28 protein-coding genes are annotated in these 26,057 nt (G+C 36.5%); 12 read left to right on the top strand and 16 right to left on the bottom strand.

The window, feature by feature from the left end; translation table 11 throughout:
* Nucleotides 1–52: 52 nt before the first annotated feature.
* Genes CAT7_RS03600 through CAT7_RS03575 form a run of 6 tightly spaced genes read right to left on the bottom strand, consistent with a single transcriptional unit; the run spans nt 53 to nt 5,355 of the window.
* Nucleotides 53–331: a chorismate mutase gene (locus CAT7_RS03600; protein WP_007722072.1), complete on the bottom strand. Its 279-nt coding sequence runs from the start codon at nt 329–331 to the stop codon at nt 53–55.
* On the bottom strand, nt 324–1,421 hold the full coding sequence (gene aroC / locus CAT7_RS03595) for a chorismate synthase (protein ID WP_007722071.1): 1,098 nt from the start codon (nt 1,419–1,421) through the stop codon (nt 324–326). The genes CAT7_RS03600 and aroC overlap by 8 nt, the downstream gene beginning before the upstream one ends.
* Entirely contained in the window at nt 1,402–2,655 is a 1,254-nt protein-coding gene (aroA, locus tag CAT7_RS03590) for a 3-phosphoshikimate 1-carboxyvinyltransferase (protein WP_007722069.1), read from the bottom strand. The genes aroC and aroA overlap by 20 nt, the downstream gene beginning before the upstream one ends.
* Entirely contained in the window at nt 2,652–3,737 is a 1,086-nt protein-coding gene (gene aroB / locus CAT7_RS03585) for a 3-dehydroquinate synthase (protein WP_007722067.1), read from the bottom strand. Before aroB ends, aroA begins: the two co-directional genes overlap by 4 nt.
* Before the next feature lie 19 nt (nt 3,738–3,756).
* Nucleotides 3,757–4,797 (bottom strand): 3-deoxy-7-phosphoheptulonate synthase, encoded by a 1,041-nt coding sequence (gene aroF, locus CAT7_RS03580; protein ID WP_007722066.1) that lies wholly within the window; start codon nt 4,795–4,797, stop codon nt 3,757–3,759.
* 21 nt (nt 4,798–4,818) lie between these two features.
* Nucleotides 4,819–5,355 (bottom strand): hypothetical protein, encoded by a 537-nt coding sequence (locus CAT7_RS03575; RefSeq protein WP_007722064.1) that lies wholly within the window; start codon nt 5,353–5,355, stop codon nt 4,819–4,821.
* A gap of 527 nt (nt 5,356–5,882) precedes the next feature.
* Here CAT7_RS03575 and aroE point away from each other — a divergent pair.
* Genes aroE through CAT7_RS03555 form a run of 4 tightly spaced genes read left to right on the top strand, consistent with a single transcriptional unit; the run spans nt 5,883 to nt 8,500 of the window.
* A complete protein-coding gene (gene aroE, locus CAT7_RS03570; RefSeq protein ID WP_007722057.1) occupies nt 5,883–6,698 on the top strand; it encodes a shikimate dehydrogenase in 816 nt (271 codons plus the stop codon).
* Nucleotides 6,695–7,216 carry a shikimate kinase gene (locus tag CAT7_RS03565; RefSeq protein WP_007722056.1) on the top strand — a complete coding sequence of 174 codons (522 nt, stop codon included), beginning with the start codon at nt 6,695–6,697 and terminating at the stop codon, nt 7,214–7,216. The genes aroE and CAT7_RS03565 overlap by 4 nt, the downstream gene beginning before the upstream one ends.
* Nucleotide 7,217: 1 nt before the next feature.
* Nucleotides 7,218–7,664 (top strand): type II 3-dehydroquinate dehydratase, encoded by a 447-nt coding sequence (aroQ, locus tag CAT7_RS03560; RefSeq protein WP_007722055.1) that lies wholly within the window; start codon nt 7,218–7,220, stop codon nt 7,662–7,664.
* A complete protein-coding gene (locus tag CAT7_RS03555) occupies nt 7,664–8,500 on the top strand; it encodes a prephenate dehydrogenase (RefSeq protein WP_007722054.1) in 837 nt (278 codons plus the stop codon). Before aroQ ends, CAT7_RS03555 begins: the two co-directional genes overlap by 1 nt.
* 223 nt (nt 8,501–8,723) lie before the next feature.
* On the opposite strand, the gene CAT7_RS03550 is transcribed toward CAT7_RS03555, so the two are convergent.
* Nucleotides 8,724–10,070, bottom strand: a complete 1,347-nt coding sequence (locus CAT7_RS03550) for an FAD-dependent oxidoreductase (protein ID WP_007722051.1) — start codon at nt 10,068–10,070, stop codon at nt 8,724–8,726.
* A 155-nt stretch (nt 10,071–10,225) separates the two neighbouring features.
* Between CAT7_RS03550 and CAT7_RS03545 the strand changes: the two genes are divergently transcribed.
* The 4 genes from CAT7_RS03545 to CAT7_RS12595 all read left to right on the top strand — a co-directional run bounded on the left by CAT7_RS03545 (nt 10,226) and on the right by CAT7_RS12595 (nt 12,763).
* Nucleotides 10,226–10,678, top strand: a complete 453-nt coding sequence (locus CAT7_RS03545) for a MarR family winged helix-turn-helix transcriptional regulator (RefSeq protein ID WP_007722050.1) — start codon at nt 10,226–10,228, stop codon at nt 10,676–10,678.
* Nucleotides 10,679–10,692: 14 nt separating this feature from the next.
* On the top strand, nt 10,693–11,202 hold the full coding sequence (locus CAT7_RS03540) for a GNAT family N-acetyltransferase (RefSeq protein WP_007722048.1): 510 nt from the start codon (nt 10,693–10,695) through the stop codon (nt 11,200–11,202).
* Between the two features lie 122 nt (nt 11,203–11,324).
* Nucleotides 11,325–12,314 carry an L-glyceraldehyde 3-phosphate reductase gene (gene mgrA, locus CAT7_RS03535; protein ID WP_007722046.1) on the top strand — a complete coding sequence of 330 codons (990 nt, stop codon included), beginning with the start codon at nt 11,325–11,327 and terminating at the stop codon, nt 12,312–12,314.
* A gap of 314 nt (nt 12,315–12,628) precedes the next feature.
* On the top strand, nt 12,629–12,763 hold the full coding sequence (locus CAT7_RS12595) for a hypothetical protein (RefSeq protein ID WP_007722044.1): 135 nt from the start codon (nt 12,629–12,631) through the stop codon (nt 12,761–12,763).
* Between the two features lie 113 nt (nt 12,764–12,876).
* On the opposite strand, the gene CAT7_RS03525 is transcribed toward CAT7_RS12595, so the two are convergent.
* From CAT7_RS03525 to CAT7_RS03515, 3 genes are all read right to left on the bottom strand, one after another.
* Complete coding sequence (locus tag CAT7_RS03525; protein WP_007722042.1) at nt 12,877–13,893, bottom strand: N(5)-(carboxyethyl)ornithine synthase; 1,017 nt, start codon at nt 13,891–13,893, stop codon at nt 12,877–12,879.
* A gap of 316 nt (nt 13,894–14,209) precedes the next feature.
* On the bottom strand, nt 14,210–15,673 hold the full coding sequence (locus CAT7_RS03520) for a PTS transporter subunit EIIC (protein ID WP_007722041.1): 1,464 nt from the start codon (nt 15,671–15,673) through the stop codon (nt 14,210–14,212).
* Between the two features lie 155 nt (nt 15,674–15,828).
* Entirely contained in the window at nt 15,829–16,275 is a 447-nt protein-coding gene (locus CAT7_RS03515) for a HEAT repeat domain-containing protein (protein WP_007722040.1), read from the bottom strand.
* 228 nt (nt 16,276–16,503) lie between these two features.
* Here CAT7_RS03515 and CAT7_RS03510 point away from each other — a divergent pair, with 228 nt between their 5' ends.
* The 3 genes from CAT7_RS03510 (at nt 16,504) to CAT7_RS03500 (ending at nt 18,639) form a co-directional block, all read left to right on the top strand.
* Nucleotides 16,504–17,142, top strand: a complete 639-nt coding sequence (locus tag CAT7_RS03510; protein ID WP_007722039.1) for a TetR/AcrR family transcriptional regulator — start codon at nt 16,504–16,506, stop codon at nt 17,140–17,142.
* Between the two features lie 83 nt (nt 17,143–17,225).
* Nucleotides 17,226–17,936 carry an ABC transporter ATP-binding protein gene (locus CAT7_RS03505; RefSeq protein WP_007722038.1) on the top strand — a complete coding sequence of 237 codons (711 nt, stop codon included), beginning with the start codon at nt 17,226–17,228 and terminating at the stop codon, nt 17,934–17,936.
* A gap of 1 nt (nt 17,937) precedes the next feature.
* On the top strand, nt 17,938–18,639 hold the full coding sequence (locus tag CAT7_RS03500) for a hypothetical protein (protein WP_007722037.1): 702 nt from the start codon (nt 17,938–17,940) through the stop codon (nt 18,637–18,639).
* Here the strand turns inward: CAT7_RS03500 and CAT7_RS03495 are convergent.
* From CAT7_RS03495 to CAT7_RS03485, 3 genes are read right to left on the bottom strand one after another with little or no spacing between them, the layout of a single operon-like run.
* A complete protein-coding gene (locus CAT7_RS03495; RefSeq protein WP_269319415.1) occupies nt 18,628–18,894 on the bottom strand; it encodes a linear amide C-N hydrolase in 267 nt (88 codons plus the stop codon). The genes CAT7_RS03500 and CAT7_RS03495 overlap by 12 nt on opposite strands.
* A 57-nt stretch (nt 18,895–18,951) precedes the next feature.
* Nucleotides 18,952–20,337, bottom strand: a complete 1,386-nt coding sequence (locus CAT7_RS03490; protein WP_007722034.1) for a M24 family metallopeptidase — start codon at nt 20,335–20,337, stop codon at nt 18,952–18,954.
* On the bottom strand, nt 20,327–21,112 hold the full coding sequence (locus CAT7_RS03485) for a DeoR/GlpR family DNA-binding transcription regulator (RefSeq protein WP_007722032.1): 786 nt from the start codon (nt 21,110–21,112) through the stop codon (nt 20,327–20,329). The genes CAT7_RS03490 and CAT7_RS03485 overlap by 11 nt, the downstream gene beginning before the upstream one ends.
* Before the next feature lie 270 nt (nt 21,113–21,382).
* Between CAT7_RS03485 and CAT7_RS03480 the strand changes: the two genes are divergently transcribed.
* Nucleotides 21,383–22,375: a sensor domain-containing diguanylate cyclase gene (locus tag CAT7_RS03480; RefSeq protein WP_007722030.1), complete on the top strand. Its 993-nt coding sequence runs from the start codon at nt 21,383–21,385 to the stop codon at nt 22,373–22,375.
* A 118-nt stretch (nt 22,376–22,493) separates the two neighbouring features.
* Here the strand turns inward: CAT7_RS03480 and CAT7_RS03475 are convergent, their stop codons facing one another.
* Genes CAT7_RS03475 through CAT7_RS03465 form a run of 3 tightly spaced genes read right to left on the bottom strand, consistent with a single transcriptional unit; the run spans nt 22,494 to nt 26,015 of the window.
* A complete protein-coding gene (locus CAT7_RS03475; RefSeq protein WP_007722028.1) occupies nt 22,494–23,438 on the bottom strand; it encodes an acetylxylan esterase in 945 nt (314 codons plus the stop codon).
* A gap of 1 nt (nt 23,439) precedes the next feature.
* Complete coding sequence (locus CAT7_RS03470) at nt 23,440–24,645, bottom strand: AGE family epimerase/isomerase (RefSeq protein ID WP_007722026.1); 1,206 nt, start codon at nt 24,643–24,645, stop codon at nt 23,440–23,442.
* Nucleotides 24,646–24,677: 32 nt separating this feature from the next.
* Nucleotides 24,678–26,015, bottom strand: coding sequence for an MATE family efflux transporter (locus CAT7_RS03465; RefSeq protein WP_007722025.1), 1,338 nt, complete (start codon nt 26,013–26,015; stop codon nt 24,678–24,680).
* Nucleotides 26,016–26,057 lie beyond the last annotated feature (42 nt).

The raw sequence follows: 26,057 nt of genomic DNA, 5'->3' as shown, positions 1-26,057 counted from the left end.
AATGAACACAACTGTTCATGAATAACCTGTTTTTGTGCAATAAACGGATAAATCACGATTCTGATTTTAAGAGAGTCGTTTGAGTTTCTTTCGTAATGTCCATCATCGATTGGAAGAATTGGGTAACTTGTGGTTCGAACTGTGGATCTGTTAAGCGGCCGATATTTCGCTCAATAACAGCTTTTTCGCGAGTGGCATCCAATACCGGTAAACCATGTTGTTTTTTATAATCGCCAACTTTTAGAACCGTATTCAAACGCAATTCAAATAGACGTGTCAACTCTTGATCAATTTCATCAATCTCTTTGCGGTAGTGTTCCAATTCATTCATTCGATTGTCCTCCAAGCATCAGATCCATTAAACCGATAGCGGTAACGGCCTCTAGTACCGGCAGAACTCGTGGAACAATACAAGGATCGTGACGTCCTTCGACTTCTAATTCAGTCTCAATACCTTCTTGGATATTGATCGTCTGTTGCTTCTTTTTAATTGAAGCAGGTGGTTTAACAGCAGCTCTAAAAACGATTGGCATGCCATAAGTAATCCCGCCAATGATTCCACCATTATTGTTGGAGCGTGTTTTAATGCGCCCTTGTTCATTGTAGTAATATTCATCGTTTGCTTGCGAACCGCGCATTTTGGTAATGTCGAATCCTGTTCCGAATTCAATACCTTTAATGGCCGGAACGGCAAATACGAGGTGAGCCAGTTGAGATTCAACTGAGTCAAAAAATGGATTTCCATACCCGGCATCTAATCCTAAGACAAAGGTTTCAACGACACCACCAACAGAGTCGCCATCTTCTTTTGCTTCCAAAATCAAGTCGGTCATTTCTGCCTTTTTTTCAGTATTAAACAAAGGAAGCTGTTCTTCTTTGAACTGTTCGATTTGCTCTAACGTGACTGTTTCCTGATCCTCAAAAGTTTCGTCTTCGATTGTTCCAATCGACTGAATATGAGAGCCTACTGTTACACCTTTTTGTTTCAGCCATTGCTGACAAATAGCACCTGTAAACACTAGCGGAGCAGTTATTCTTCCGGAGAAGTGGCCGCTGCCGCGATGGTCATTATGGCCATTGTAACGCACGCGTCCGGGGTAATCAGCTTGTCCTGGACGCATAACATCTTTCAACACACTGTAGTCTTTTGAGCGTGTATTTGTGTTCCAAATGATTGCTGTAAGAGGTGCTCCGGTTGTTTTCCCATCTAAAAAGCCGCTTAAAATCTCTGGATGATCTTTTTCTTTTCTTGGTGTCGTCAATTCATTTTTTCCTGGCGCTCTGCGGGCCATTTCAAATGTTACTCGTTCCATATCGAGTTCCAATCCTGGAGGTAGACCATTGATCGTAACGCCAATCGCCACACCATGTGACTCTCCAAATAGTGAGAGTTGTAAATTTTTACCCCATATTCCACTCATTTACTTTTCCTCCTAGTTGTTGGAATGTTTCCCAAAAGTTGGGATAAGACTTTTTGACACAATCTGTGTCTTTGATGTGTATTGGTTCTTCACTCACCGTTGAAGCGATAGCCAACATCATAGCCATGCGATGATCTTTGTGGCTCCAAACTTGTTGGCCGCCGGATAGTCTAGAGACTCCTTCGATTAAAAGCGAATCTTCTACAATCTCAATCTGTGCTCCTAAAGCAGTCAATTCTTTTTGTGTGGCCACTAAACGATCGCTTTCTTTAATCCGTAGACGTTCCAGATTGATAATTTTTGTTTTTCCTTTGCTTAATGCAGCAACTAAAGCTACCACTGGAATAATATCGGGAACTTGAGCTCCATCTATGACGCGTTCGCTATCATTGGAACCATCACTCAATGTATCTAAAATAGAGACGATAGCTTGATCACCTTGTAGAGAATCTGAATCTAGACCGCTTACCAAAAGCTTATTCCCTAGTGCATTTGCACTCAACCAGAAGGCTGCTTGCGAGTAATCGCCTTCGACTGTGTAATCGCGGGGGCTATAAGCTTGTTGTCCTTTGATTCGAAATACTTGTCCATCCTCCTCTTGTTCAATTAGAATACCAAAGGATTGTAAGACAGAAAGGGTCAAATCAATGTAGCCTTTCGATTCTAAATGAGTCGTAATTTGTAAGACAGAGTCTCCGGCAAGTAAAGGCAAAGTTAGTAACATACCGGTGATAAACTGGGAACTGATATCGCCACGCATTTCATAGATACCTGGTGTCAAAGAACCTGCGACACTCAACTGTAGGTTTTCAGTTGTGGCTTGATGATAATGGAGTGACTGAGCGTCGAATAATTCTTGATAAGGTTCAAGTGGGCGTTTGCCTAAATGTCCTTGACCGATAAAGTGCGTTTCTCCTGTAAACAATGTCGCTAAAGGGATTAGAAAACGCAAGGTAGACCCGGACTCATTGCAATTGATTGTGCGGCTTTCCTTAGCAGTTCCATTACGGATACCATCGATTGTCAATGTCTGATCATCATAAAAAATAATCGCTCCAAACGAACGCATACCTTCGATAGTTGCGAGGATATCATCTGATAGTTGAATATTCTTGATCGTACTGCGACCTGCTGCTAAACTGGCGCAAATCACTGCACGATGCGCCATACTTTTAGATGGCGGGACAGTAACAGTTCCATTTAACGCATTAGGAGTAAGGGTTAGATTAGTCATGCTGTTCCTCCAGTGTCTAAAGAATCGAAAAAGGATAGAGTCGTTTGATGCAAGGTAGCGCGTCCGACGTCAACTAAAACAATCACTGACAAACTGCCTCCACTATTTTTTTTGTCTTTTTTGATATAAGGCAATAATTTAGGGTAATCTTCAAGATCCTCTAGTGCAATAGGTAAACGATGTTGTTGTAAAAGAGTAATCAATTGATCAGTAGTCCCATCAGTAGTCATTTGCTTGGATTCTGCGATTCTTGAGATAGCAACCATGCCAATGGCTACACCTTGACCATGGGTATATTTTTCATACTGGTAATAGGCTTCAATGGCGTGACCCAACGTATGTCCAAAGTTCAAAATCATTCGTTCGCCCAAATCTTTTTCATCTGTCTGCACAATCACTTGTTTGATTGTGCAACAGGTTTCGATGATCCAATCGATGTGTTGCATGACTTCTTTTCGAGAAGATAGTTCCGTTAGACGATGAAATAAATTAAGATCTTTTATACAGCCGTATTTGATCACTTCTGCCATTCCATCAGCAAAAGCAGAATCCGTCAAAGTCTCTAGAACCAATGGATCAATCAAGACGAGTAGGGGGTGATAAAAAGCACCGACTAAGTTTTTTCCCTCAGGTAAATCGACACCCACTTTTCCGCCAACGCTACTATCCACTTGCGCGAGTAAGGTGGTAGGGATTTGGACAAAAGAGATACCTCTCAAGTAAGAAGAAGCGGCAAAACCAGTGATATCCCCTATCACGCCACCACCTAGAGCAATGATTAAATCGCTCCGTGTTAAGCCAAAATCCGCTAATGCACTGTAAATATGAGGCAGCGAGTCGAATGTCTTAGTCTGTTCTCCAGGAGGCAAAACGATGCATTGTACTTTATAATCCGCTGCTTCCAAATCTTTTATAATCGACTTAGCGTAAAGAGCATAGACGGTTTCATCGGTGACAATGGCAATTTTAGCTCCAGTAAAGACATTTTTGACTTCATGACTGACATGATTAAGCAATCCTTTTTCAATCTTTAATTCATAACGCACTTCTTGTGATGGAAATTTAACGGTTAAGACAGGCATGGATTTTATCCTCCTCAGTTTATCTTGTTAGAATAGTAGCAGCTTCGTTAATCGAACGACCTTCGAAATCCGCTAGCTTACGAGCTTTCTCCATCAATCTAGCAAATTCATCTGGTGTCAAACATTGCTCGCCATCACTCCAAGCATTAGCAGGGTCATTGTGAACTTCAATCATTAAGCCATCTGCTCCAGCAACGATACCTGATTTAGCACCTGCTTCAACCAAGTAAGACATTCCACCAGCATGACTTGGATCAATAATGATTGGTAAATGTGAGAGTTCTTTGATGACTGGAACCGCTTGGATATCTAGTGTATTGCGGGTTTCTGTTTCAAATGTCCGAATACCGCGTTCGCATAAAATAACATTTTCATTTCCTCCGGCCATAATGTACTCAGCGGACATCAACCATTCTTTATAGGTTGCAGATAAGCCACGTTTTAAAAGGACTGGAGTATTCGTTCGTCCAACTTCTTTAAGTAAATCAAAGTTTTGCATATTGCGTGCACCAATTTGAATGATATCTACGGAATCAACAAATTGATCGACCCATTTTGTTGACATCAATTCAGTCACAATAGGCATTCCTGTTTCTGCTTTAGCAACTTGAAGCATTTTTAATCCCTCTAATTCAAGTCCTTGGAAACTGTATGGAGAAGTTCTTGGTTTGAATGCTCCTCCACGTAAGAAGTTTGCGCCAGCTTGTTTCAGTTGTTTTGCAATCGTCACAATTTGTTCTTCACTTTCTACAGAACACGGCCCCGCGATGATTCCCAATTTAGTGCCGCCAATTGTTTCGTCACCAATTTTGATGATAGAATTCTCAGGATGAAATTTTCTGTTTGCTCTTTTGTAAGGGTCTTCTACTCGAATAACTTGCTCAACTTCTGGAAAAACACGCAATTGGTGAGTATCGATCCCACTAGTATCACCAATCAAACCTAGGAAATCGCGCTTGATATCGGTGAAATGGCTCACAGCTACTCCTTGTGTTTCTAATTTAGTAGCTAATTCTTTAACCTCACTGGCTTTAATTCCTTGTTTTAAAACGATTATCATAATTATTCTCCTCTGCATTGTTTAGTTTATTTTGTACAAACACCACACCATTACTGGCTCATATCGTTCTTCAATCGTATAACCTGGATTTTTTTCTTTTTCAAACACATCCTCACTAATAATCGTGTATTTCAGATTTTTCTTACAAAAGCCTGACCAAGCTTTGAATTTACTGTCTGAAAATTCAATGACCGTGTCTTCGTTTTTTTGGATTAAATATTTTTTCAAGAAAATAGTGGTTGCTGGATGAATCATTGCTCGGTTTTCAGAATAATAGTTATTTTTGACTAAAACCATCGGCTTGGTTCTTCGTTGAAAGACATCTACCAACTCAACTTTATCCCAATAATCATAATTAAATTCTTTCCACCCATACTCTTTTCGGGCGCTTTTAAAAGCTACAGGGAACAATACGTATTGTTCACTTAGTTGCTGAATGTTGTGTAGTAGATTGTCAAAAGATGGATAGGCTACAATACCATCGTCTTTTGACTGGAGCAAAGATTCGGCGACTGCATAACTATCCGTGCTGCTTGGTCCTAGCGTATGAATGATCATCTCTTTTTCCTCCACTAAAATTATTGAAAAACGAAAAAACGCCACACCCGATAGTCTTTTGAAAGATTATCGAATGTAGCGTTAGGTAAGTTCACTAATAGTATCTATAAAATCAGATTAGTTCGTTGCCCCTTCGATTTCTTTCAAAATCTATAGGGCAACTGTTGTTAGCAGCTTAAAAAGCTTTAGCCTCTATAGATTTTCTCATAAAGAAGCTAAAATAATAATTATTCAATTGTGAGTCCATTGCAGTTTTAAGTTGTGCTTGTAAGTTCATGGTGGTCTCTCCTCAATTGATCATTATCAGCTGTGTTCCAACTGTGAGACCAATACTAGCAAGTAAAAAAAATATTGTCAACACTAAATAAAAAAACAAATCTAGTAAACAATTAAAAAAGCACCTCAAACAGTTGATGCCAAACGAATTAGAGTCATTTTAAATAATTGTTCGTTAAATTTTTAATTGAACTTTCTATTTCTTTTGTTTATACTTCAACACATTATCGAATGATGAAAAGAGGTGCCACATGAAATTTTACGGATTATTCGGAGAATCACTTGTACATAGCCATTCTCCAAGCCTCCATAAGTTGATTTATGAAAAAATAGGATTAGACGCTGCTTATAAGCTCTTTGCATTTCCGCCAACACAGTTGAAACAAGCTATGGATGGCGTTCGGACGTTATCGATTAAAGGGGTAAACGTTACGATTCCTTATAAAGAAGCTGTTATCCCTTATTTAGACGAAATCGGTCCATTTGCAAAAAAATTGGGAGCAGTAAACACAATTGAAAATGTAAATGGGAAGTTAATCGGTCATAACACGGATTATAGTGGTTTTGGTTTGATTTTGAGCCGTAGAAACTGGGATGTAAACGGAAAGATAGCCGTTATTTTAGGATCAGGAGGAGCATCCAAAACAGTTGAAGCGTATTTAATGGATCACGGTATTCAAATGATTTATATTGTGTCTCGGAGGCCAGAACAGTTTGAAAACACCAAAAATAAAAGGTATACCAATTATAAAGAAGCCCAATCTTTAATGGGAGATTTTTTAATTAATACTTCGCCTGTTGGTATGTACCCTAATATCACTAAGTCTCCATTAAGTGAGACTACCATTCAGCAGTTTGATCATTTGATTGACTTGATTTATAACCCTAGTGAAACTGCTTTTTTACAATTAGGACGTGAAAATAACAAACAAACGGCTAATGGGTTAGATATGTTAGTGGGTCAAGCTATTCGTGCAGTAGAAATCTGGGAAAAGTGTTCGATTGATGAACAAGTTACGGAAGAGTTGATCTCTGAATGGAAAACAAAAAATGGTGAAAGTTTATGAAGACAAATATTGTGTTGATTGGTATGACAGGTAGTGGGAAAAGTACTATTGGAGAAAAACTTAGTCAGCAACTAGACATGCCGTTTAAAGATATCGATCATTTTATTGAACAAACAACTAAAAAGACCGTTTCGGAATTATTTGAAGTAAGTGAAGCTCACTTTAGAGCAATTGAGACCCAAGCTTGTAAAGAATTGGCAGTGACGGAAAGTTATACAGTCATTTCGTGTGGTGGAGGAGTCGTTCTCAACCCAGAAAATATTGAAGCATTAAGAAAAACAGGCTGGATTGTTTTTGTTGATCGACCTGTTGAACACATTATCAAAGATATCGAAATTGGGCATCGGCCTTTATTAAAAGACGGTAAAAACGTGCTATACCAATTATACGAAGAACGGTTTGATTTATATCAAACAGCAGCCGATTTTTGCGTGGATAATCAATCCAATTTGGAAAATGTATTGAATGAAATAACGCATCGTCTACCAGAAGCTATTACACATAAAAGGAGAAGATAGTATGAGAATCGTTATTATTAATGGTCCAAATTTAAATTTTTTAGGGACTCGTGAACCTGAAATTTATGGAACAGAAACGCTGGAAGAGATAGAAAGTAAAATTCAAAAATACGCTGAACAACAAAAAGTAGAGTGCACTTTTTTTCAAAGCAATTCTGAAGGAGAGTTGATTGACCGAATTCAACAAGCTCATATGGATAAGGTAGATGGAATCGTACTCAATCCTGCAGCGTATACCCATTACAGCTACGCGATTCACGATGCGGTGAAATCAGTAGATGTGCCAACTGTAGAAGTGCATTTAAGTGCTATTCATGCCCGAGAATCTTTCCGAAAAGATTCTGTAGTAGCACCTGCTTGTATTGGACAAATTTCAGGATTTGGAGCAACAGGTTATTTGTTGGCTATCCAAGCCTTGAAAGAAGTCAAAAATAAAGGAGAGAACTAATGAACATTGCGATTGTCGGTTTAGGAGTCATTGGAGGTTCGTTTGCTAAAGGTCTTCAAGCAGCTGGATATACCAATGTTTATGGGATAGACGTCAACGAATCCACGTTAAAAACAGCTGTAAATCAAGGGATCATCAAAAAAGGATTCGTTGAAGCTAATGATATCTTGCAGGATATGGATGTTGTTATGATTTCTCTTTATCCGAATCAAATTGCCTCTTTTGTTGAGCAACACAAAAATAGGTTAAAAGAAGGGGCTGTTCTAACGGATGTAACAGGTGTTAAAACCACTATTATAGAAGAAATTGCTACCGTTCTTCCTTCAACAGTCGATTTTGTATTTGCACATCCTATGCGTGGCAGTGAGAAACAAGGGATTATTGGGGCGGATCACACGCGATTTATAGGAGCCAATGCTTTGATTACTCCTATTGCGACTAACAAAGAAGCCTCTTTACAGCTTATTGAAAAGCTCTATAGAGAGGTTGGTTTTAACCAACTAACGCGCGTTTCTCCTGAAAAACATGATGAACAAATTGCGTATGTTAGTCAATTGATGCACGTTTTGTCTGTAGCAGTTGTAAATAGCCAGCAAGCTTCCGAAGAAACACTGACGTTTGCTGGTAATAGTTTTCAAGAACTGACTAGGATAGCAGATATCAATGGGGAACTATGGAGTGAATTATTTTTAAATAACCGAACAGCTTTGTTAAAATCGATTAACCAATTTGAGGTTGAGTTGAATACTATGAAACGTACGCTAGCAGATAATGATGAAGATGAGTTGAAAAAGATCTTTAAACAGGCTACTAGTAAACGAAGAGAATGGTACTAAATGCTTTCTCTAAAAAAGTTTATGCTCTTGATATAGATTCAAAAACGTTGCAACTTATACGTTTAAAAGCTGAGAGTGAAATATTTGAACGATCCAAGGAGAAATGAAATAAATCCTGATTTATTATTACAGACAAAAAATACTCCTTACATGGTAAATACTAGAAATAAGAACTATTTCTAAGTTACATGTAAGGAGTATTTTAATTTTCAAGAAAAAAATATTATAGTTTTTTATTATCAAAATTGCCGTCTAAAGCTTTTTGAGCAAGAACATTTAGGTAGTTCCAAGGACGGTTGAATCCTGGTTGGAAGAAGAAATCAGCAAAGGCTAATTGCTCTAGTGTCCAACCTGAAGAGATAGCAACCGATAGTACATTGATAGAAGCGGTAACGTCATAAGTTGACATCAATTGAGCACCAACAATACGGTGAGTGTCTTTTTCAAAGTGGATTTTCATCATGACTTTTTCGTCATCAATAAAAGTCGGACGGATGTTTTCAACAACGAATGTGCTAGCAACTTCAGCATCAATGGAATCTTGATCGATGTCTTTGACCCCTGTAGAAGCTAATTTGTAGTCGAATAATGTTAAACCAGATGTCCCAGATACTTCAGGCATTTTTACTTTCTTCTCTAAAATGTTTTTAGCCGCAATGACTCCTTGACGACGAGCGTTAGAGGCTAAAGCAATTAGTTTTGTACCATGATTTGGCGCAAATGGAATTTTTGTAGCATCTCCCATTGCAAAAATATCTTTTTCAGAGGTTTCTAGGTAGTCGTCAATAACGATCGTTCCGTCTGGGTTCAATTCAACGATTCCTTGAAGCCATTTTGTATTTGGACGAACACCAACAGCCATGATCACAGTATCTGCTTCGTATTCACCTTTATCTGTAACAACTTTTTTAACGGTTCCGTTTTCGCCAACAACTTCTTTAACCATTTCGCTTGTGCGAACAGTCAATCCATTTTGATTCATATTTTCGTTCAATACATCAACAAATTCTTTATCTAGGTACGTATTCAATACACGGTCTAAAGAATCAATAACCGTTGTCTCAATACCTACTTTAGCAAATGCTTCAGCAATTTCAATACCGATATAACCTCCACCGACAACAACAGCTTTTTTTGATTGTTCCATACGTGTTTTAACTTTTTCAGCCCAATTACGGTCACGTACATAGAAGATATTATCTAAATCAGCACCAGGAATTAGAATTCTGACAGGTGCTGCGCCAGGAGAAAGAATCAATTTATCATAGCTTTCTTCAGTTTCTCCGTCAGTTGTTTTAACAGTAATGGTTTTAGCTTTTAGGTTGATTCCGACAACGTCACTATTCATATGAACATTTACATGTTGTTCAATATACGAATCCTCTGTTGCATAATGTAAACTATCTAAAGACTCCGCAATGCCTTCTAAGTAACTTTGAATTCCACAAGATAAGAATGATGCGGTATCTCCGCGTTCATACAAATGCAATTCAGCATTTGGCTGCTCTTTCAATAATGTTTGAATGGCTTCATAACCAGCATGCGATGTTCCTACAACAATAATTTTCACTAAAATTGCCTACAATAATAAGTATTTGTTCCAAAAAGCACCATACCACTTATCGGTATTTTTATGAAATAATTTGCCTATCATGCATTTTTCGTTGCATTTACAACAAAAAGAATATAAAATAAGATTTATTAAAGACGAAAAGAGGGAACGAAATGATAGACATTCTTCGTGACATTGGAGTGATTGCAAGAGCTTTAGACTCTATCGCTAATATAGAATTTAAAGATCTCAATCTTACAAGAGGTCAATACCTCTATTTAGTAAGGATTAAAGAGAACCCAGGAATAATACCAGATAATTTAAGTGAAATGATAAAAGTAGATCGTACAACTGTATCGAGAGCTATTCAAAAACTTGAACAAAATGGATTGATTGAAAAAAGAGCTGATTCAGTGAATAAAAAAATCAAAAGGTTGTTTACTACACCTAAAGGAGATGAATTAGCGGAATATATTGTGAAAGAAAATCTTTATTCTAATAAGATTGCTCTACAAGGCTTGTCGGATGAAGAAATCAAAAATTTTTCTCGGATTTTAAATAAAATAAAACAAAATACGGAAACTGATTGGAATTTTGTAAAAAAAGGAAATAAACGGAATTACTAAAGGAGGCTGATACTATGGAATTGAAAGAATGCACCTTAGAAGATTTAAAAGTACTTCAAAACATCAGCATAGAACTATTTACGGATACCTTTAAGGATCAAAACACTGAGGAAGATCTAGAAAATTATTTAGAAAAAGCCTACAATAGCACACAACTCAAACAAGAACTTACAAATGATAATTCTACTTTTTTCTTTTTATTAGATAACGAAGAAATAGTTGGTTACTTAAAATTGAACATAGGTGATGCTCAAACAGAAGATATCGCTGAAAATGCTGTAGAAATCGAAAGGATTTACATCTTAAGTAATCTTAAAAGAAAAGGATATGGAACATTTTTAATAGAGAATGCTGAACAATTTGCAAAACAGAAGAATAAAAAAGTGATTTGGTTAGGTGTTTGGGAAAAAAATTTTAGTGCTCTTTCCTTTTATAAAAAGAACGGGTTTATCCAGATTAGCTCACATTCGTTCTTCATGGGAGAGGACGAGCAAATCGATTTGATCATGACCAAGATTATTTAATATTAATAGCCAGATTCTTAATGGAATTATGTTAAAAACTCTTACAATTCATTGTTTCTTGTATTTGAAAGCGTTATAATTAAGTGCGTAAGAAATAGATTGAAAAAAACTGGAGTGGTTGAATGTATCAAGCAGCAGAAAATCGTTATGACAATATGATTTACAATCGTGTGGGGAACAGTGGATTAAAATTGCCAGCATTGTCTTTAGGAATGTGGCATAATTTCGGTGATGTGGATTTATTTGAAAACAGCCGTAAAATGGTTCAACGTTCATTCGATTTGGGGATTACTCATTTTGACTTAGCTAATAATTACGGTCCTCCAGCAGGAAGTGCTGAAGAAAACTTTGGACGTATTTTAAAGAAAGACTTACTTCCTTACCGTGATGAATTGATTATTTCAAGCAAGGCCGGTTATGACATGTGGCCAGGTCCATATGGCGAATTTGGGTCTAAAAAATATTTGACTGCTAGTGTTGATCAAAGTTTGAAGCGCTTGGGGTTAGATTATGTTGATATCTTTTATTCACATCGTCCAGATCCAGATACACCTTTTGAAGAAACAGCACAAGCATTGGACTTAATGGTTCGCCAAGGTAAAGCATTGTATATTGGGATTTCTAATTATACTGCTGAACAAACAGCTGAAATTTCAAAAATATTTAAAGAATTAAAAACACCTTTCATTATTCACCAACCCTCTTACAGCATGTATAACCGCTGGATAGAAGATGGTCTACAAGATGTCTTACAAGAAAACCAATTAGGAACGATTGCATTTAGTCCCTTAGCGCAAGGTATGTTAACAGATCGTTACTTAAACGGTATTCCAAAGGATTCAAGAGCTGGTCGGACAACAAGCCCATTCTTAGACGAAACCAAAGTAAATGATACTATTGCACAATCAAGAGCCTTAAATGAAATCGCAAAACGCCGAGGTCAAACTTTAGCTGAAATGGCTGTTTCGTGGATTTTAAGAGACGGAAAAGTTACAAGTGTATTGATTGGAGCTAGCAAGGTAAGCCAAATTGAGGACAATGTCAAAGCATTAGATAACCTTGAATTTTCTCCTTCAGAATTAGCCGAAATTGAAAAGATATTGAAAGCTTAATCAATTGAGATTTTTATTGATTACCTTCTAATGTAGGGAATCAATTTAGGAATTGTTCTTAAAATAATACATGGAAAAAATGCGCACTATTTAGTTCTTTGAAACACTAAATATTTAAGAAAATAACTCAACAAAAAGGGATTACACCTAAAAAGTGCAATCCCTTTTTGTTGGATTGTGTTAGATAAAGCCGGTTTGTGTACCATATGAAGGGTGGAATGGGAGTGATAGGGTATATAAGAGCGATTTACGTACTATATTGTGTGATGAAATCCAGTCATATAGTACGCAAAATCTTTTTGAGGACGGTAAAGATGAAAAATCTTTATCCATATGGTACATACTGGTACACAAAAAATAGTGTAGACCATATGGATAAAGTTATTAAAAGTGATAACCTCTATGGCAAGTCATTGGAACACGTTCATGAAGTAACGCCTGACCTATGAATGAATAAAAATGAACAAGTAAAGATAAAATATGAATATTTGGTGCTGATTCAAAGCGCGCATAAGTAATGGTCCAAACAATACCTGCAATAGAATAGGTTCAAGCAAATGAATTAAGCAGGATTTCTTTCATCAGAATCAACAAATTGAAGAGGTGTTGTTCTATTTTGAAACTGATTGATACGTTCATCGATAATATAGCCTCTTTCAATGATCAAAGCATCTTCTAAAATAACGTTAGGATGTCCTTCAACTAGGTCATCAATATACTTAAACGTTTCTTTAGAGATAGCACTTGAAGAAGAGCGGTAAAAAATAGTAGGCGTATGATCAACTGCGTAATGAATAACGTCGTTAATTTGATAAGTTGGGTGTTCTAAAGTCGTAGGAACAGTCGTTTCGATTGCCCCATTTTCGTCACAACTAACATCAATCAAGAGCGTACCAGGTTTAAATCGTTTTAAATCTGTTTTGTAAATTAGGTGATCGGTACGTGAAGTATCCCATAATATTGCATTGACAATCACATCAAATTCAGTCATTTCTTTCTGGAATAACGTTTCTTGATTGCTATTATAGACTCTAACATCTGCACCTAATCCGATTAAAATTCGTTGCGCGCCACGTGCTGTATTTCCGCGTCCTAAAATAGCAACTTTTGTATCATAAGGCATAACCCCGTTTAATTGGTAAGCATGCATAACAGCAGCTTCCCCAGCCAACTCATTATTGCGCCAGTAAGAATGGCGATTGTCTTCATACATATCTTCCCAAGCGTAAGCGGAAAGTTCCTTAGCTACTAATATATCTGTCACTTCTTTGCTTTGCACAGCATGAACCCAGCCGAATAACGTTTGTCCTGGGTTTAGTTTGTCTATAAAAGTAGCGTCACCAATTTTAGGATCACAGATAATATCTTGCTCTAAGGCAACGGCTCTAGGCACAACTTGACAACCCAAAGCAGCGTACTCAGTGTCAGAGATATTTAAATCACTTCCATAGCCTTCCTCAAAAAATAAAGCTTCTCTATGATTTATCCGTGTAATATCTTTAGGCAATAAGGCGATTCGTTTTTCACCAGGTTTATGACTGTTGACAAAACCAATTGTTTTTAATTTTTTGTGGTGCATAGTTGGAACCTCCCATCTGAGTATGTATAGTATGACTAGACATATCATCTCATTATTGCATTAATCGCAACCGGTTACAAATTTTTGCGGTGTAAGGATTAGAAAATGATTAGAAGTTTAATTAGTTTGACACGTAAGGATTAGTTAAATGAAAGTTTAGGATTATACTTACTTCATCAATTCTGAGAAAATAGTTTATATGGAAAATAGATGGGAAAATATCTTTTTAGACCAACTGACACAACCAATATGTTAAATAAAATGCTACAAAAAAACTTTCAGAATCTCAAACTACTGATTCTGAAAGTTTTTTAAATTAAGCTATAGTTTGTTTTGCTGGATTTTTTGGTTTAGCACGTTTTTCTTGCATAACCATTGAATCGTTGTAACCCCAAATATAAGTAAGAGCAAAGGCTAAAAACAAGGTAATAGCAGTAACAAGTACGGCATACCAAAAGTTTGCTGTGATTCCATTTGCAGGGTCAATGAAAGAAGGCAATCCGATAATGGATCCAATAATGCTCCACATATTGACTTGGAATAAACCTGTCAGAAAACCACCAACCGCACTTGCAATACTGGCGCAAATAAATGGTCTGCGGAAACGTAAGTTGATTCCATAAATTGCTGGCTCAGTAATGCCACAAAAAGCGGAAACAGCACCTGCATAACCCAGCTCTTTTAAGTCTAGTTTTTTAGATTTTACGGCTACAGCTAGTGCTGCTCCTCCTTGTGCAACGATAGTCATACTTACCATGGCTGACAAGTAACTGTACCCTAAAGTTGCAAAGTCATTGACATAGATAGGAATAATTCCCCAATGTAAGCCAAAAATAACCAATATTTGGTAAAAACCATTAATCACGGCTCCAAAAATAGGGGCGTTTAGGCTTAGTAGGGCTTGTAAACCATTTGCTAGACCAAATGAGAGCCAGGTAATGATAGGTCCTGTAATCAAGAAAGTTATTGAAGCAACGATTCCAATGATGAGAATAGGTACCAAAAGAGCTTGAATAATGGTTGGAACCCAGCTTTTTAGCCAAATTTCTAATTTGTTTACCAACCAAGCAGCTAATATCATAGGAAAAATAGAGTATGTATATGAGACATAAGGAAAATTAAAAGTTCCAATAGATAAGATGTTCAAGCCACTATTAGCAGCTTCAATAACAGTGGGATGAATAATAATACCACCGATAACAGCTGTTAAAAGAGGATTTCCACCTAATCGTTTGGCAGCATTAAAACCGATTAAAATAGGTAGAAAGTAAAAGACAGCATCGGCCATTGCACTAATAATTAAATAGGCATTACCAGTAGCAGATACTAGATTTGAAGCAGTCAATACAGCTAAAAGACTCTTTATAATTCCTGAAGCAGCAAGCAAATTGATGATAGGCATTACTGAACCGGTAATAATTCCAATGAGTTGATTTCCACTATATTTTAGTTTTTCAAAATAAGTACGATTTTCAGAAGTGGAAGTTGTATTTTCTGTCTCTTGTGGCTGATTATCAGAAAGAGAGAGTTGGGAAGCAATTTCCTTATGAATATCTTCGACTGCTGGACCGACGACTATTTGGTATTGACCACCCGCGTTTACTACACCTAAGACGCCTTTTAAATGAGTTAACTCCTCCTCATTTGCTTTGGTATCATCTTTTAAATAAAAGCGAAGACGCGTCACACAATGGATGACGTTTGTGATGTTTTCTTTACCACCAACTAACTGAATAATGGTAGCCGCTAATGTATGATAGTCCTCTTTTTTATTGTTCATGATTAATGGCCCCCTTCTTTTCAAATTGTATTTAAGTATATCTTCCCATAATCACACTAATTCTGTCATTTAAAATGCTTTTTTAGACAAAAAAAGTGTATAACTACTCTTTCATCTAGACAAAGTAGTTGTACACTCTAGTTTACATATAAAGCTTAGCGTAAGTTTGCAAAAGAAGAGGTGATCCATAGATCGAAATTTTCTTGCTCTTCATATTGCATAACGTCATACATTTCAGGACTGACAATTTGGAACTGGTTTTTGAAGACAGCCAAATCAAATTCTGTCATTTTTGTATCACGTTTCACACGATTAAACACTTTAGCAAAGTCTTTGCTGCTGTACCCGATATCTTTTCTTTTCATCACTAACGGCAAGCCTTTTTTTGTGACACCCATCGCTTGTGCAGCGTTGAAAGCAGCTTCTTTTACTGCGAAAACGCGGTCATTTGATGCAAGTTTAGTCAAGATATATCTTGATTTTTGACAGTCATAGTTTGCTAATTCAGTAACGGCTTCGAGTCTGATTTTCCAATTGTCTTTTGTATTTGCTTTAGTTTTTAATTCTTCAATATTAGCTGGTTCTGCTTGGATAATAGTCATAATGTTGTTGCCTCTTTCTGTTTCGTGTCTTAAATTCCATACTATAGCGTTTGATGGGTTTTTACAAGGTTATTTCGATTAAATCAATTTTTTTTTCCAGTTGTGAGTCTTTTTATAGTTTAAAGAACAAGGAACAGTAAAAAATGTGCAAAATGATTTGACATACAGACTGACGATAGGTAGTATGAAACATACATACCGACAGTATGTATGTGAGGTGAGTTATAGGTGGCAAGAAATAAATATCCTGAGGAAACAAGGAAGAAAATACTCGATGTAGCAGAAAAGTTGTTTTTAGAAAAGGGTTATGACGGAACTTCTATTCAAGATATCGTTGATGGATTGGGAAATATGACAAAAGGGGTCATTTATCACCACTTTAAATCAAAATTTGCTATTTTAGAAACGATAATGGATGAAGCGGATGAACAACCTATTCTCGAACAACTTAGAGGGAGTAACGGATTAGAGAAATTGCAAAATGTTATAAGGGATTCTTTCCAATCTTATCGAAGGCAATCAATTGGCTATGCTGTTGCTGTTACTTTAAGAAGTCCTAGAATATTAGGAGAACAGTATTTACAAGTTTTCCAAGAACTAGTTCCAGAAATGAAAAAAATCGTTGATGAAGGAGTTTCGGATGGATCCATTCAAACCGACTATCCAGAAGAAATTACGGAACTACTGATGCTAACGATTAATTTGTGGATTGGATTTCAACTGAGCCTTTTATCAGAAGAGGAGTTACACCGAAAAATTTTGTTTATTCAACAAATGTTTAACGGATTAGGTGTTCCTTTATTGACTGATGACATTGTTCAAGATGCGTTTACCTTGTTTGCTGTTTTAAAAAAAAATAACAATTAAGAAGGTTATTTTTTTACAAAGATACATACCGGTGGTATCTATCTTTTGAAGAAACTATACTGGAGAGTGAAAGGAAGATAAATATGACAAGTATTGTTGCTGTTCATCATTTAGAAAAGAATTACGGAAAAAAAGAAATTTTGAAAGACTTTAGTTTGACTGTTGAAAAAGGTGAAATCTATGTGTTGTTAGGAAGAAATGGTGCTGGAAAGTCAACACTCTTTAAAATTCTAACAGGACTATCGAAAGCGTCAAATGGGTCTATCACAATTTTAAATGAAGAGAAAGATTTAGAAAAAGTGAAAGTCAAAATAGGGTCGAATATTAACGAGCCAGTTTTTTATGAACATTTAAGCGCCGTGGAAAATTTAGAAATTCACTGTGATTATATGGAATCTTCTAAAAAGCGCATTCCTGAGTGGCTTAAAGTAGTAGGGTTGGCAGTGGATAATGATCGTCCGGTAAAAGAATATTCATTAGGTATGCGCCAAAGACTTGTTCTGGCAAGGTCTCTCGTTCATGATCCTGAATTAATCATTATAGATGAACCATTAAACGGTCTTGATCCCAGAGGTATCAAACAATTTCGTGAACTAATTGAAGAGCTTTCTTTGTTAGGTAAAACAATTATTATGTCGAGCCATATCTTAACAGAAGTGGAATCCGTTGCCACACGAATTGGTGTAATTTTTGATGGCGAACTCGTTTTAGATGAATCAAAGGTGGATCTTGTTGCAACACATCAAGATGGATTAGAAGATTTCTTAATCAGTAAAATGGAAGGGGAGTATTAAAATGAAACTTATTGGATTGGAAATGAAAAAAATTGCGTTAACTCCTTATCTGCTTACTAGCATCTTAATTCCTTTGGCCGCTTTAGCTTTAATTGATTTATTAGCCTATGTGCCTCAAATTGATCCAACTATTCTAGCTACTGATCCAGAAATGGGAACTTATGCCTTTTTATATGTTATTTCTTTCATTATAAATGTAACTGGATTTGCATGTATGAATACAGCCATGTTAGGAAAAGTCATCATGGAATCTTATAACGATAATTATATTCCTTTGACGCTGAGTTATCCCGTTTCTAGAAAGAAAGTCTTCTGGGCAAAGGTACTTTTTTGTGAATTGTTTTGTGGACTCGGCGTTTTTATGGGAGTCTTATTAACCAATAGTCTATTCTTTGTATCAGAATCTATTTTTTCTTTAGTAACTGATACGTTATCATTTGCAACGATTGTCAATCAGTTACCAGTCATAATTGTTTCTATCGTTTTAGTGATTAGTATTAGTTTGATTGCTCTAGCAATAGGCTGGTGGAGAAATTCACTGCCTTTAGCTATTGTTGCGGCAGTAGTTCTTTGCAGCATATTAAGTAATTTAGTTACAGTAGGTGGAATTGAAGTGGTTTTAGCTATTTCTGGTGTCCTCTTTCTTATAGGTGTATTAGTAGTTTTAACGTTAACTAAAAAAGTGATGCGACTAGAGGCATAATAGAAAAGGAATCAAAGCAACTGAGAATGGTTCCAGTTGCTTTGATTCCTTTTTGTGGGTTTTAATTAGTGTAATGGATTGATGGTTCTTTTTATCTTTTTTCTCATCATGATAGACTGCAAAACCATCAAAATTTAATCCACCTATTCCAAGACCTTTTTCATTAACAGCGTCAAAGTACAATGAATATTTATCTACTATCATGGACATATCAATTATGGAATAGTGTGAAGAGAGTTTTCCTTTTTTATCAATAAGACGGTTTAGTTAAATGTTTCTTTTAAGATAGCCAATTGGAGATGTCTTTGAATATTAGTCTTCTTTTGTATAAGCTAGTGTTTTATTTAATAAGAATGGCGTATAAAAAGCTACCGTATCGCTTAAGGGAAGAATATCCGCTGAAAGGTTAATGCCTATAACCTCTTTAATGTAATATCTTCTCTCTTCAATTCGTTTCCAAACTTCAGGATAATGTTGGCTTAGGTCATTTCTTAATGTTTCATCAGCAATTGCTATTGGTTCTTCACAACTTGCTCCAGTATAGCCAGGAACGCTTGGAATCATATCAATTTGTAATAATTGTCCGCTTTGAATGACGGCTTTAGAGCCTTCGAAGAATGGAGAAGACATCCATTCTTCATCTGAAGTGTAGTGACCAGGATTCAATGTCCAGCCATAAATCTCAGAAGGGAAAACTTCTTGGATTCTTGCATAAAATTCGTCTCCAGAAATGCCGATAGACAGAGTTTCTAACCAAGTCGAATAGGCTTTGAAGTAAGGTTTCCCAACGCGATCTAAATAATCTTTTTGATTCTCTGGCAATTGATTTTCAGAAGAGATGACAAACCCAGCTCTGCTGCTCAACCCGCCTTTGTAACCCACCGTTAAAGAGTAATTATCTTTTAAAGCAATGGTTTTGTTTCTAGGATAAAGGATGGCATTTGTAAAACGTTGTCCTGTAGCACTGATGGTTGTAACTGAGTTGGGCTGTCCATCTTGTGCTAGTAAAGCCCCAATTTCTTTTTCGTCTTTTCCAACCGAAATTTCTTGTAAGGCATTAAACATTGCCAGTCCTGCTAAGGAAGCGCCGTATTCGTAGTGAGCAATCTCGTTTGCGTTATAGGTTGTTCGTAACCCAACTGTTGGAGAAGTTAAAGAAAATGTGAAGTTTTGTAATTGATCTCTAGTGGAAACATAGTTTAGCAAACTATCCATAACATAGAATGGAAGATCGAATAAATCTTTATTATTGTACTGACTTGAAGTGAAGAGTTTCCAGCCAATAATGCCAATTTTTGCATCAGGAGAAATATTACTTTCTTTAAAGTAGTGGTCTAGTGTTTTTTCACCGGACATAGGTTGATTTGGAAGAGAAAAGAAAGGAACATGAATTGGATTTGCTTTGATTCTAGAATGTGCAGCCATTTTTACGTTTTCATTTCCTAATAATAAATGACTTTCACCAGACGCGTGAATCACTAAACAGGCTTCTTCAAATCTTGGGATGAAACCTGTGAAGTATTCAAAGTTAGCACCGTGTTCGCGGTCAGCGTAAATGATAGCTGTATCAATAGAGTGGACATGCAGTTGTTCTAAGAATCGTTCTTTTCTAGCAGCCATTGTCTCATCCGTTAATACAACAGATACTGGATTGCGGTGAATAATAGGTAAGTCCACAGTCGTTAAATTAATTTTCATTGTTTTTTTCCTCATTTCTAACAGATTTTATAGTAGTTACGTTGCTTAATTTCTGGAAGAGTTTATCCTCACTTGGTAAATCAGTGACAATCATATCAAAGTCAGTGATATTCCCAACTTTATATAAGTAAGATAAATCAAATTTTTTATGATCAGCAACCAGAATCGTTTTTTTAGATTGCTTTAAGATCGCTTTTTTTGTAAAAGCATCTTCTTCATTTGGCAAAGAAACGCCTGATTCAAGATTAATACCTTCAGCTCCAATAAAAGCAACGTCGAAATTAAATTGCTGAACAAACTCAGCCGTTTCTAGTCCTAAGAAACCTTTCGAAAGGTCTCGATATTTTCCTGGGACACAATGCAATTGAATGCCTTCAAATTTTGACAGAGCATTCATAACTAATAATGAATTGGTATAGAATTGACAATGCTCTATGTTGAAAATTTCTCTGGCAACAGCTAGTGTGGTTGTACCGGTTTCAATAAAAACAGAACTTCCTGGTTTAACTAAAGTTCTACAAAAGTTAGCAATCCTTTTCTTTTCCTGGACACTAACTTCTTCCTTGATAGATATAGGGTTTTCAAAGGAATCATCACCTCGGTAGACTGCGCCACCATGGACGAGTTGAATCTCTTTTTGGATGGCTAATTCTTTTAAATCTCGATTAATGGTCATCATAGAAACACTTAATTCATCAGCGAGTTCTTTTGAGCTGACTTCACCATTAACTTTTAATAAATCACTAATGAGTTCTTGTCTTTTTGTTTGATTCAATCACGTAACCTCCATCATAAGAATAAACATGGTGCATTTGTAACTAATTATAACATTTAACATAATTAAAACAACACTATATAACAATAAATGTTATATAGTGTTGTTTTTCGATTGAATAAACTGTTGGAAGTATAAAAAAGTGGTTGTTATTGGAGTGAGGTGTCTAGTTTTTGCCTACTTTTATAAACATTGAACCGCGCTTATAAATAAAGTACACTTAAATAGACATATATTTAAACTCAAAAAGAGTATAAATGGAGGGATATCTTGCAAGAGTATAAAGAATACGAAGAATTAACAAAAGAAGAATTAATTTTAAAGGTGCAATCATTAGATCGATTGAATAAAGAGTTATTGCTGACTTTTCAAAAGTCAGAACGTTTGGAATTTGGGTGGACAGGAAATTTAGGACAGTGGTTCTGGGATTTCACTACAAATGAAGTGACATTTAATCCTTTAAAAGCAGAAGCAATAGGGTATATGAAAAAAGACTTACCTGAAAAAGTATCGTATGAATTTTTTACAGATAAAGTTCATCCAGATGACAAAAATGAAGTTATGCAATTGATGACCAACCATTTAAAAGGAGAAATACCTGTTTGGGAAGTAAAGTATCGTATTCAAGCTAAAGATGGTTCTTGGAAAGTTTATCGAGACCGAGGAAAAGTAACGGAAAGAGATGAAAATGGCAGACCTCTTTTTCTTACTGGGATTGTATTTGATGTTACACAAGAGGAATTTGAAAGAGAACAATTAGTCGTGAAAAATAAAAGTCTAACAACTCAAATGAAGAGAGATACACTCACTTCCCTTTATACACGATCTGCTATCATAGTAGAATTGGTAAAACAGGCAAATCGAGCTAAAGAGCAAAAACAACCGATGTCAGTGATTGTTTTAAACGTAGACAATTATGCTAAAATAGAAGAGCATTTCGGGATAATGTTGAGTGAAGGAGTATTGAAGGCAACGGGAGAAGTGATTAAAGCTTCTATCAAGGAGAGATACGTTGCAGGAAGATATAGAGACTCAGTGTTTTTAATCATACTAGAAAATACAGCTGAAGAAGAAGCTGGTATAGTGGCTGAATCAATCAAACAAACGGTTCTAGAAACTATTTTTGATATACCTAAACACGTAAGTATTAGTGCGGGAGTTTCTGCTTATTATCCAGATGAAACAATCAGTGAACTGATTCAAAGATCCGCTCAAAAGCTAGTTGCGGCTCAAAAAAATGGTGGAAATCAAGTTGTTTTGTAACTCTTCTAGTCTGACAATGACTCTAAATAAGCTAAAGCGATTAAAAGAGTAGGATGTAAGGAAAAAGCACTACAAGTATCTATTTTGACAGATACTTGTAGTGCTTTTATTCGTCTATTTAATCGATAAAATAACTGCGCATGTCATCGCTGACTTTAGGCAAGTATTCATGACCATATTCTGGTAAAACAACTAAGTTTTTTTTAGTGTGAATGTTATTATACGTCGCCATTTGAGTGACGGGTGGTACGATTGTATCTTGCATTCCTACGACCCAACAGACTTCAGCATTTATGCGTGGAGCAAAATGTTGAATATCAATGTATTCTAAAGTGTCAAAAATTTCTTTTTCGCGTTTATGAAGAGGATCACGGAATTGGAACCAATACGGTATTTCTTCAAAAGCAGATGTTTGAGCCCCCAGAGAATACGCTTTTCGGTAATCAGAAAGGAAAGGATAAGAAACATAGATACGGTAAAGATCAGGAACAAGGCCTGCACAAGCAATGGTCAGACCGCCACCTTGGGAAGCTCCTTGAGCATAGATACGTTTTTCGTTTACAAAATCCATTGATTTTAAAATTCGAGCCGCATGAGCGGTATCTAAGAAAACTTGTCTAAAATAAAGATTGTTTTTTCCTTCTTCCATGCCGCGAATAATAAGCCCCTTCATGACTCCACCGCTTGTCTGCGTTCGATCTTCAGAAAGTCCACCTTGACCACGAGCATCCATTGCTAAGACAACAAACCCTTCAGCTGCCCATCCAATTTTATCTTGGAAATCGCCTGAATCTGTATGGTAGCCATGGAATTGCAATAAGCCTTTAAAGTTTCTACCCGTCGTTTCTTTTGGCGTAATAAGTTGACAATGAACGGTAGCTCCACCAACGCCTTTAAATGTCAGATGATAAAATTTAGCAACTTGCGAAGGGATATCTACCGGGTCTAGTATATAATCAAGTGGAAGAGACTCCATTTCATGTAACCCTTCTTCCCAAAAAGCATCAAAATCAACTGGTTTGATGCCGCTACCAGAATAGCTTTCCAAATCTTTTATTTGCATTCTATTTTTCCTCCAGACGTTTAATCATTTCTAAATAAAAGCGAACCGTATGATAAGGTCCTTTCCATGAATCGGATATATTTTCTTCTGTTGTTCCATTTTTACGAAGAACCGACAATAGTTGATTGTTTTCGTCCAACCGAGAATACCATTCACTTCCAGGACGAGTATCTACAAATTTTTTCTGGATCAATTGAATTAAATTTAATGCAGTATTTCGGTAGATGTTATTTCCAGATTGCTGAAAGGCATGGTAAAAACCAATAACGGCTTCAGCTTCTACCCACCAAACTTTTGTTTTATCGACATGCGAACTATCGACATGATTGATCATCCAGCCATTTTCATCTAAACCATTTTCGTAGCAATATGCAGCAAGTTCAGTTGTCATACTGCGTACCTTTTTATCTAAGTCTTCATCTACTTTACAACAGCTTAACGTTTCATCCAATAACCAAGAAGTTTCAATATCATGCCCATAGGAAACGCCAGGAGTTATTGAAGTCCAGTTTTGGTCAAATTCTTGCTGGCAGTAACCAGTAGGATGAAAGATATAAGTGGTGAATAAACGCAATAAGTGCTGAATCTTTTCTAATAACGTTTCATTGGGCCATACTGTGTAAAGGTTTGTATAAGCTTCCAGTAAATGCAAATGCGTATTTGTTGTATACCTCACTTCAGGATTTTGAGAAGCAACTTGTGATAGCGCTTTTTGCTTCCATTTTTGATCAAATTCTTCTTCATAGCCAAGAGTGCTTGGATTGTAAGCATTCTCTTCAATAAGATGATATAGTTTTTTCGCATATTCTAGTGCATCAGAAGCTGGATCAATTTTCGCATACTCGCTCAGACCGTAAATCGCAAAGGATTGGGCATAGACATGTTTGATCGGATTAAGAGGCTTACCCTCGGCATCAACAAGCCAATAAATGCCGCCATATTTATTATCCCATAAGGATTCTGTTATAAAACGGTAAGCATAATCTGCAGCTCTTTTGTACTTTTGTTTTTGTAATGTGTTATAAGAATAGGAAAAAGTCCATAAGAATCGAGCCATCATGACCCCACCTTTAGGAGCAAGTGGGTCGGACTCTAAATCAATGGATAATTTGCCGTAAAATCCTCCATTCGTATTATCTTGCTGAGATAACCAGAAAGGCAATACTTTTTCTGAAAGTTGATTTCTCAACATTTCTTTTGTGCTCATTATTTTCCTCCTTGTATCAAATGATTTTTCTATCAAGCAATGAGCGTTTTTAACCACCCTTCGCGTAAGGTGCGTCGTACACCAATAATGGCGCGAATGATTTCATGCGAATTAGCCACGAAAAAAATGCTCCAAAGCGGCCATCCAAGGTATACTGCAAGGAAAGCCATTGGGATTCCCCATAACCAAACGGATAGAGTATCTAACCACATGACGAAAGTCGTATCTCCACCAACGCGCAAAATTCCAACATTGTTGACATAGTTTAAGTTTTTAAAAGGCAACAGAACAATATAAGCCAGCAATACTTGATTTACGAGTTCTTCTACATGACTAGTGATATTGTAAAATTGCAGAATCATAGGTGAAAATAAAAAAATGACTCCACTGACAACAACCGAAAGAATAGTAGTCATTCGGATGAATTGTTTGGCATAAAAGAGAGCTTTTTTGTACATTTTCCCACCTAGTTGGTTTCCAATCATCACGCTCGAAGCATCGCTCAAACCAGTAAAGACACAAATAAATAAGAATACAAGTGGATCAATCAAAGAAATAGCCGCGGTCTGATCTGTTCCGGTCCGAGTGTAGAGCCAAAAGAAGACCAACTCACCCATGGTCCAAGTTAGATGATTGATGATAGAGGGAAAGGTTACTTTCCAGTAAGGACCAGTGATTTGTAATGCGGGTTCGGTTGAATCAACTTCAGATCTTAGGATGCCTTTTTTAACAAATAAAGAGAACAATAAAAGTGTTTGTACGATACGAGCTAGTAATGTAGCAACCGCTGCTCCACGAATTCCGAAAGCAGGTAATCCAAAAGGACCAAAAATCAAGAGCCAGTTGAATAAAGTGTTTGTTAACAATGTGATAACACTATAAAAAGTAGGACGTTTGACCTCTCCAATTGTCTTAAGGGTCACACTAAAAATCATAGATAAAGCAGTAAATACGTAGCTAAGACTGATGATACGCAAGAAAGGCACCGCTTCAACAATAACAATGGCATCGTCAGAAAAAATTCCAAGAATGAAGGGGGTGAATAATAACGTTACAAGTGCAAAAATGAATGAAAAAATCGTTGCAATTTTTGATACTAAAATTAAAATTTGTTTAACTCCTGAAACATTTCTTTGTCCCCAATATTGTGAAGAGAAGATGGTTGCTCCGCTAGCAAAACCCTGCAATATGACGGCTAAAAACTGAGTGAATTTGTTTGAGATACCCACTGCAGCAATTGCTTCAACACCTAAACTTCCAACCATAACGGAGTCTATAATGTTTAAACCAGAGGTAATCATTAATTGAATCGTAATGGGTAGTGCAAATGCCCACATTTGTTTGTAAAAACGTCGCTTCTCTTCATTCATAAAAGTCTCCTTTAGGTACTAAAAATTTTATTTTAGAACGGT

Source organism: Carnobacterium sp. AT7, assembly GCF_000171855.1.
GTDB lineage: Bacteria > Bacillota > Bacilli > Lactobacillales > Carnobacteriaceae > Carnobacterium_B > Carnobacterium_B jeotgali.
Note: the sequence above shows the minus strand (reverse complement) of the source record. Positions and strands in the feature narration are given on the sequence as shown.

Excerpts from the sequence above, each read along its gene's own strand:
- CAT7_RS03600 (WP_007722072.1), bottom strand. The coding sequence starts at position 331 with ATGAATGAATTGGAACACTACCGCAAAGAGATTGATGAAATTGATCAA.
- aroC (WP_007722071.1), bottom strand. The coding sequence starts at position 1,421 with ATGAGTGGAATATGGGGTAAAAATTTACAACTCTCACTATTTGGAGAG.
- aroA (WP_007722069.1), bottom strand. The coding sequence starts at position 2,655 with ATGACTAATCTAACCCTTACTCCTAATGCGTTAAATGGAACTGTTACT.
- aroB (WP_007722067.1), bottom strand. The coding sequence starts at position 3,737 with ATGCCTGTCTTAACCGTTAAATTTCCATCACAAGAAGTGCGTTATGAA.
- aroF (WP_007722066.1), bottom strand. The coding sequence starts at position 4,797 with ATGATAATCGTTTTAAAACAAGGAATTAAAGCCAGTGAGGTTAAAGAA.
- CAT7_RS03575 (WP_007722064.1), bottom strand. The coding sequence starts at position 5,355 with ATGATCATTCATACGCTAGGACCAAGCAGCACGGATAGTTATGCAGTC.
- aroE (WP_007722057.1), top strand. The coding sequence starts at position 5,883 with ATGAAATTTTACGGATTATTCGGAGAATCACTTGTACATAGCCATTCT.
- CAT7_RS03565 (WP_007722056.1), top strand. The coding sequence starts at position 6,695 with ATGAAGACAAATATTGTGTTGATTGGTATGACAGGTAGTGGGAAAAGT.
- aroQ (WP_007722055.1), top strand. The coding sequence starts at position 7,218 with ATGAGAATCGTTATTATTAATGGTCCAAATTTAAATTTTTTAGGGACT.
- CAT7_RS03555 (WP_007722054.1), top strand. The coding sequence starts at position 7,664 with ATGAACATTGCGATTGTCGGTTTAGGAGTCATTGGAGGTTCGTTTGCT.
- CAT7_RS03545 (WP_007722050.1), top strand. The coding sequence starts at position 10,226 with ATGATAGACATTCTTCGTGACATTGGAGTGATTGCAAGAGCTTTAGAC.
- CAT7_RS03540 (WP_007722048.1), top strand. The coding sequence starts at position 10,693 with ATGGAATTGAAAGAATGCACCTTAGAAGATTTAAAAGTACTTCAAAAC.
- mgrA (WP_007722046.1), top strand. The coding sequence starts at position 11,325 with ATGTATCAAGCAGCAGAAAATCGTTATGACAATATGATTTACAATCGT.
- CAT7_RS12595 (WP_007722044.1), top strand. The coding sequence starts at position 12,629 with ATGAAAAATCTTTATCCATATGGTACATACTGGTACACAAAAAATAGT.
- CAT7_RS03525 (WP_007722042.1), bottom strand. The coding sequence starts at position 13,893 with ATGCACCACAAAAAATTAAAAACAATTGGTTTTGTCAACAGTCATAAA.
- CAT7_RS03520 (WP_007722041.1), bottom strand. The coding sequence starts at position 15,673 with ATGAACAATAAAAAAGAGGACTATCATACATTAGCGGCTACCATTATT.
- CAT7_RS03515 (WP_007722040.1), bottom strand. The coding sequence starts at position 16,275 with ATGACTATTATCCAAGCAGAACCAGCTAATATTGAAGAATTAAAAACT.
- CAT7_RS03505 (WP_007722038.1), top strand. The coding sequence starts at position 17,226 with ATGACAAGTATTGTTGCTGTTCATCATTTAGAAAAGAATTACGGAAAA.
- CAT7_RS03500 (WP_007722037.1), top strand. The coding sequence starts at position 17,938 with ATGAAACTTATTGGATTGGAAATGAAAAAAATTGCGTTAACTCCTTAT.
- CAT7_RS03490 (WP_007722034.1), bottom strand. The coding sequence starts at position 20,337 with ATGAAAATTAATTTAACGACTGTGGACTTACCTATTATTCACCGCAAT.
- CAT7_RS03475 (WP_007722028.1), bottom strand. The coding sequence starts at position 23,438 with ATGCAAATAAAAGATTTGGAAAGCTATTCTGGTAGCGGCATCAAACCA.
- CAT7_RS03470 (WP_007722026.1), bottom strand. The coding sequence starts at position 24,645 with ATGAGCACAAAAGAAATGTTGAGAAATCAACTTTCAGAAAAAGTATTG.
- CAT7_RS03465 (WP_007722025.1), bottom strand. The coding sequence starts at position 26,015 with ATGAATGAAGAGAAGCGACGTTTTTACAAACAAATGTGGGCATTTGCA.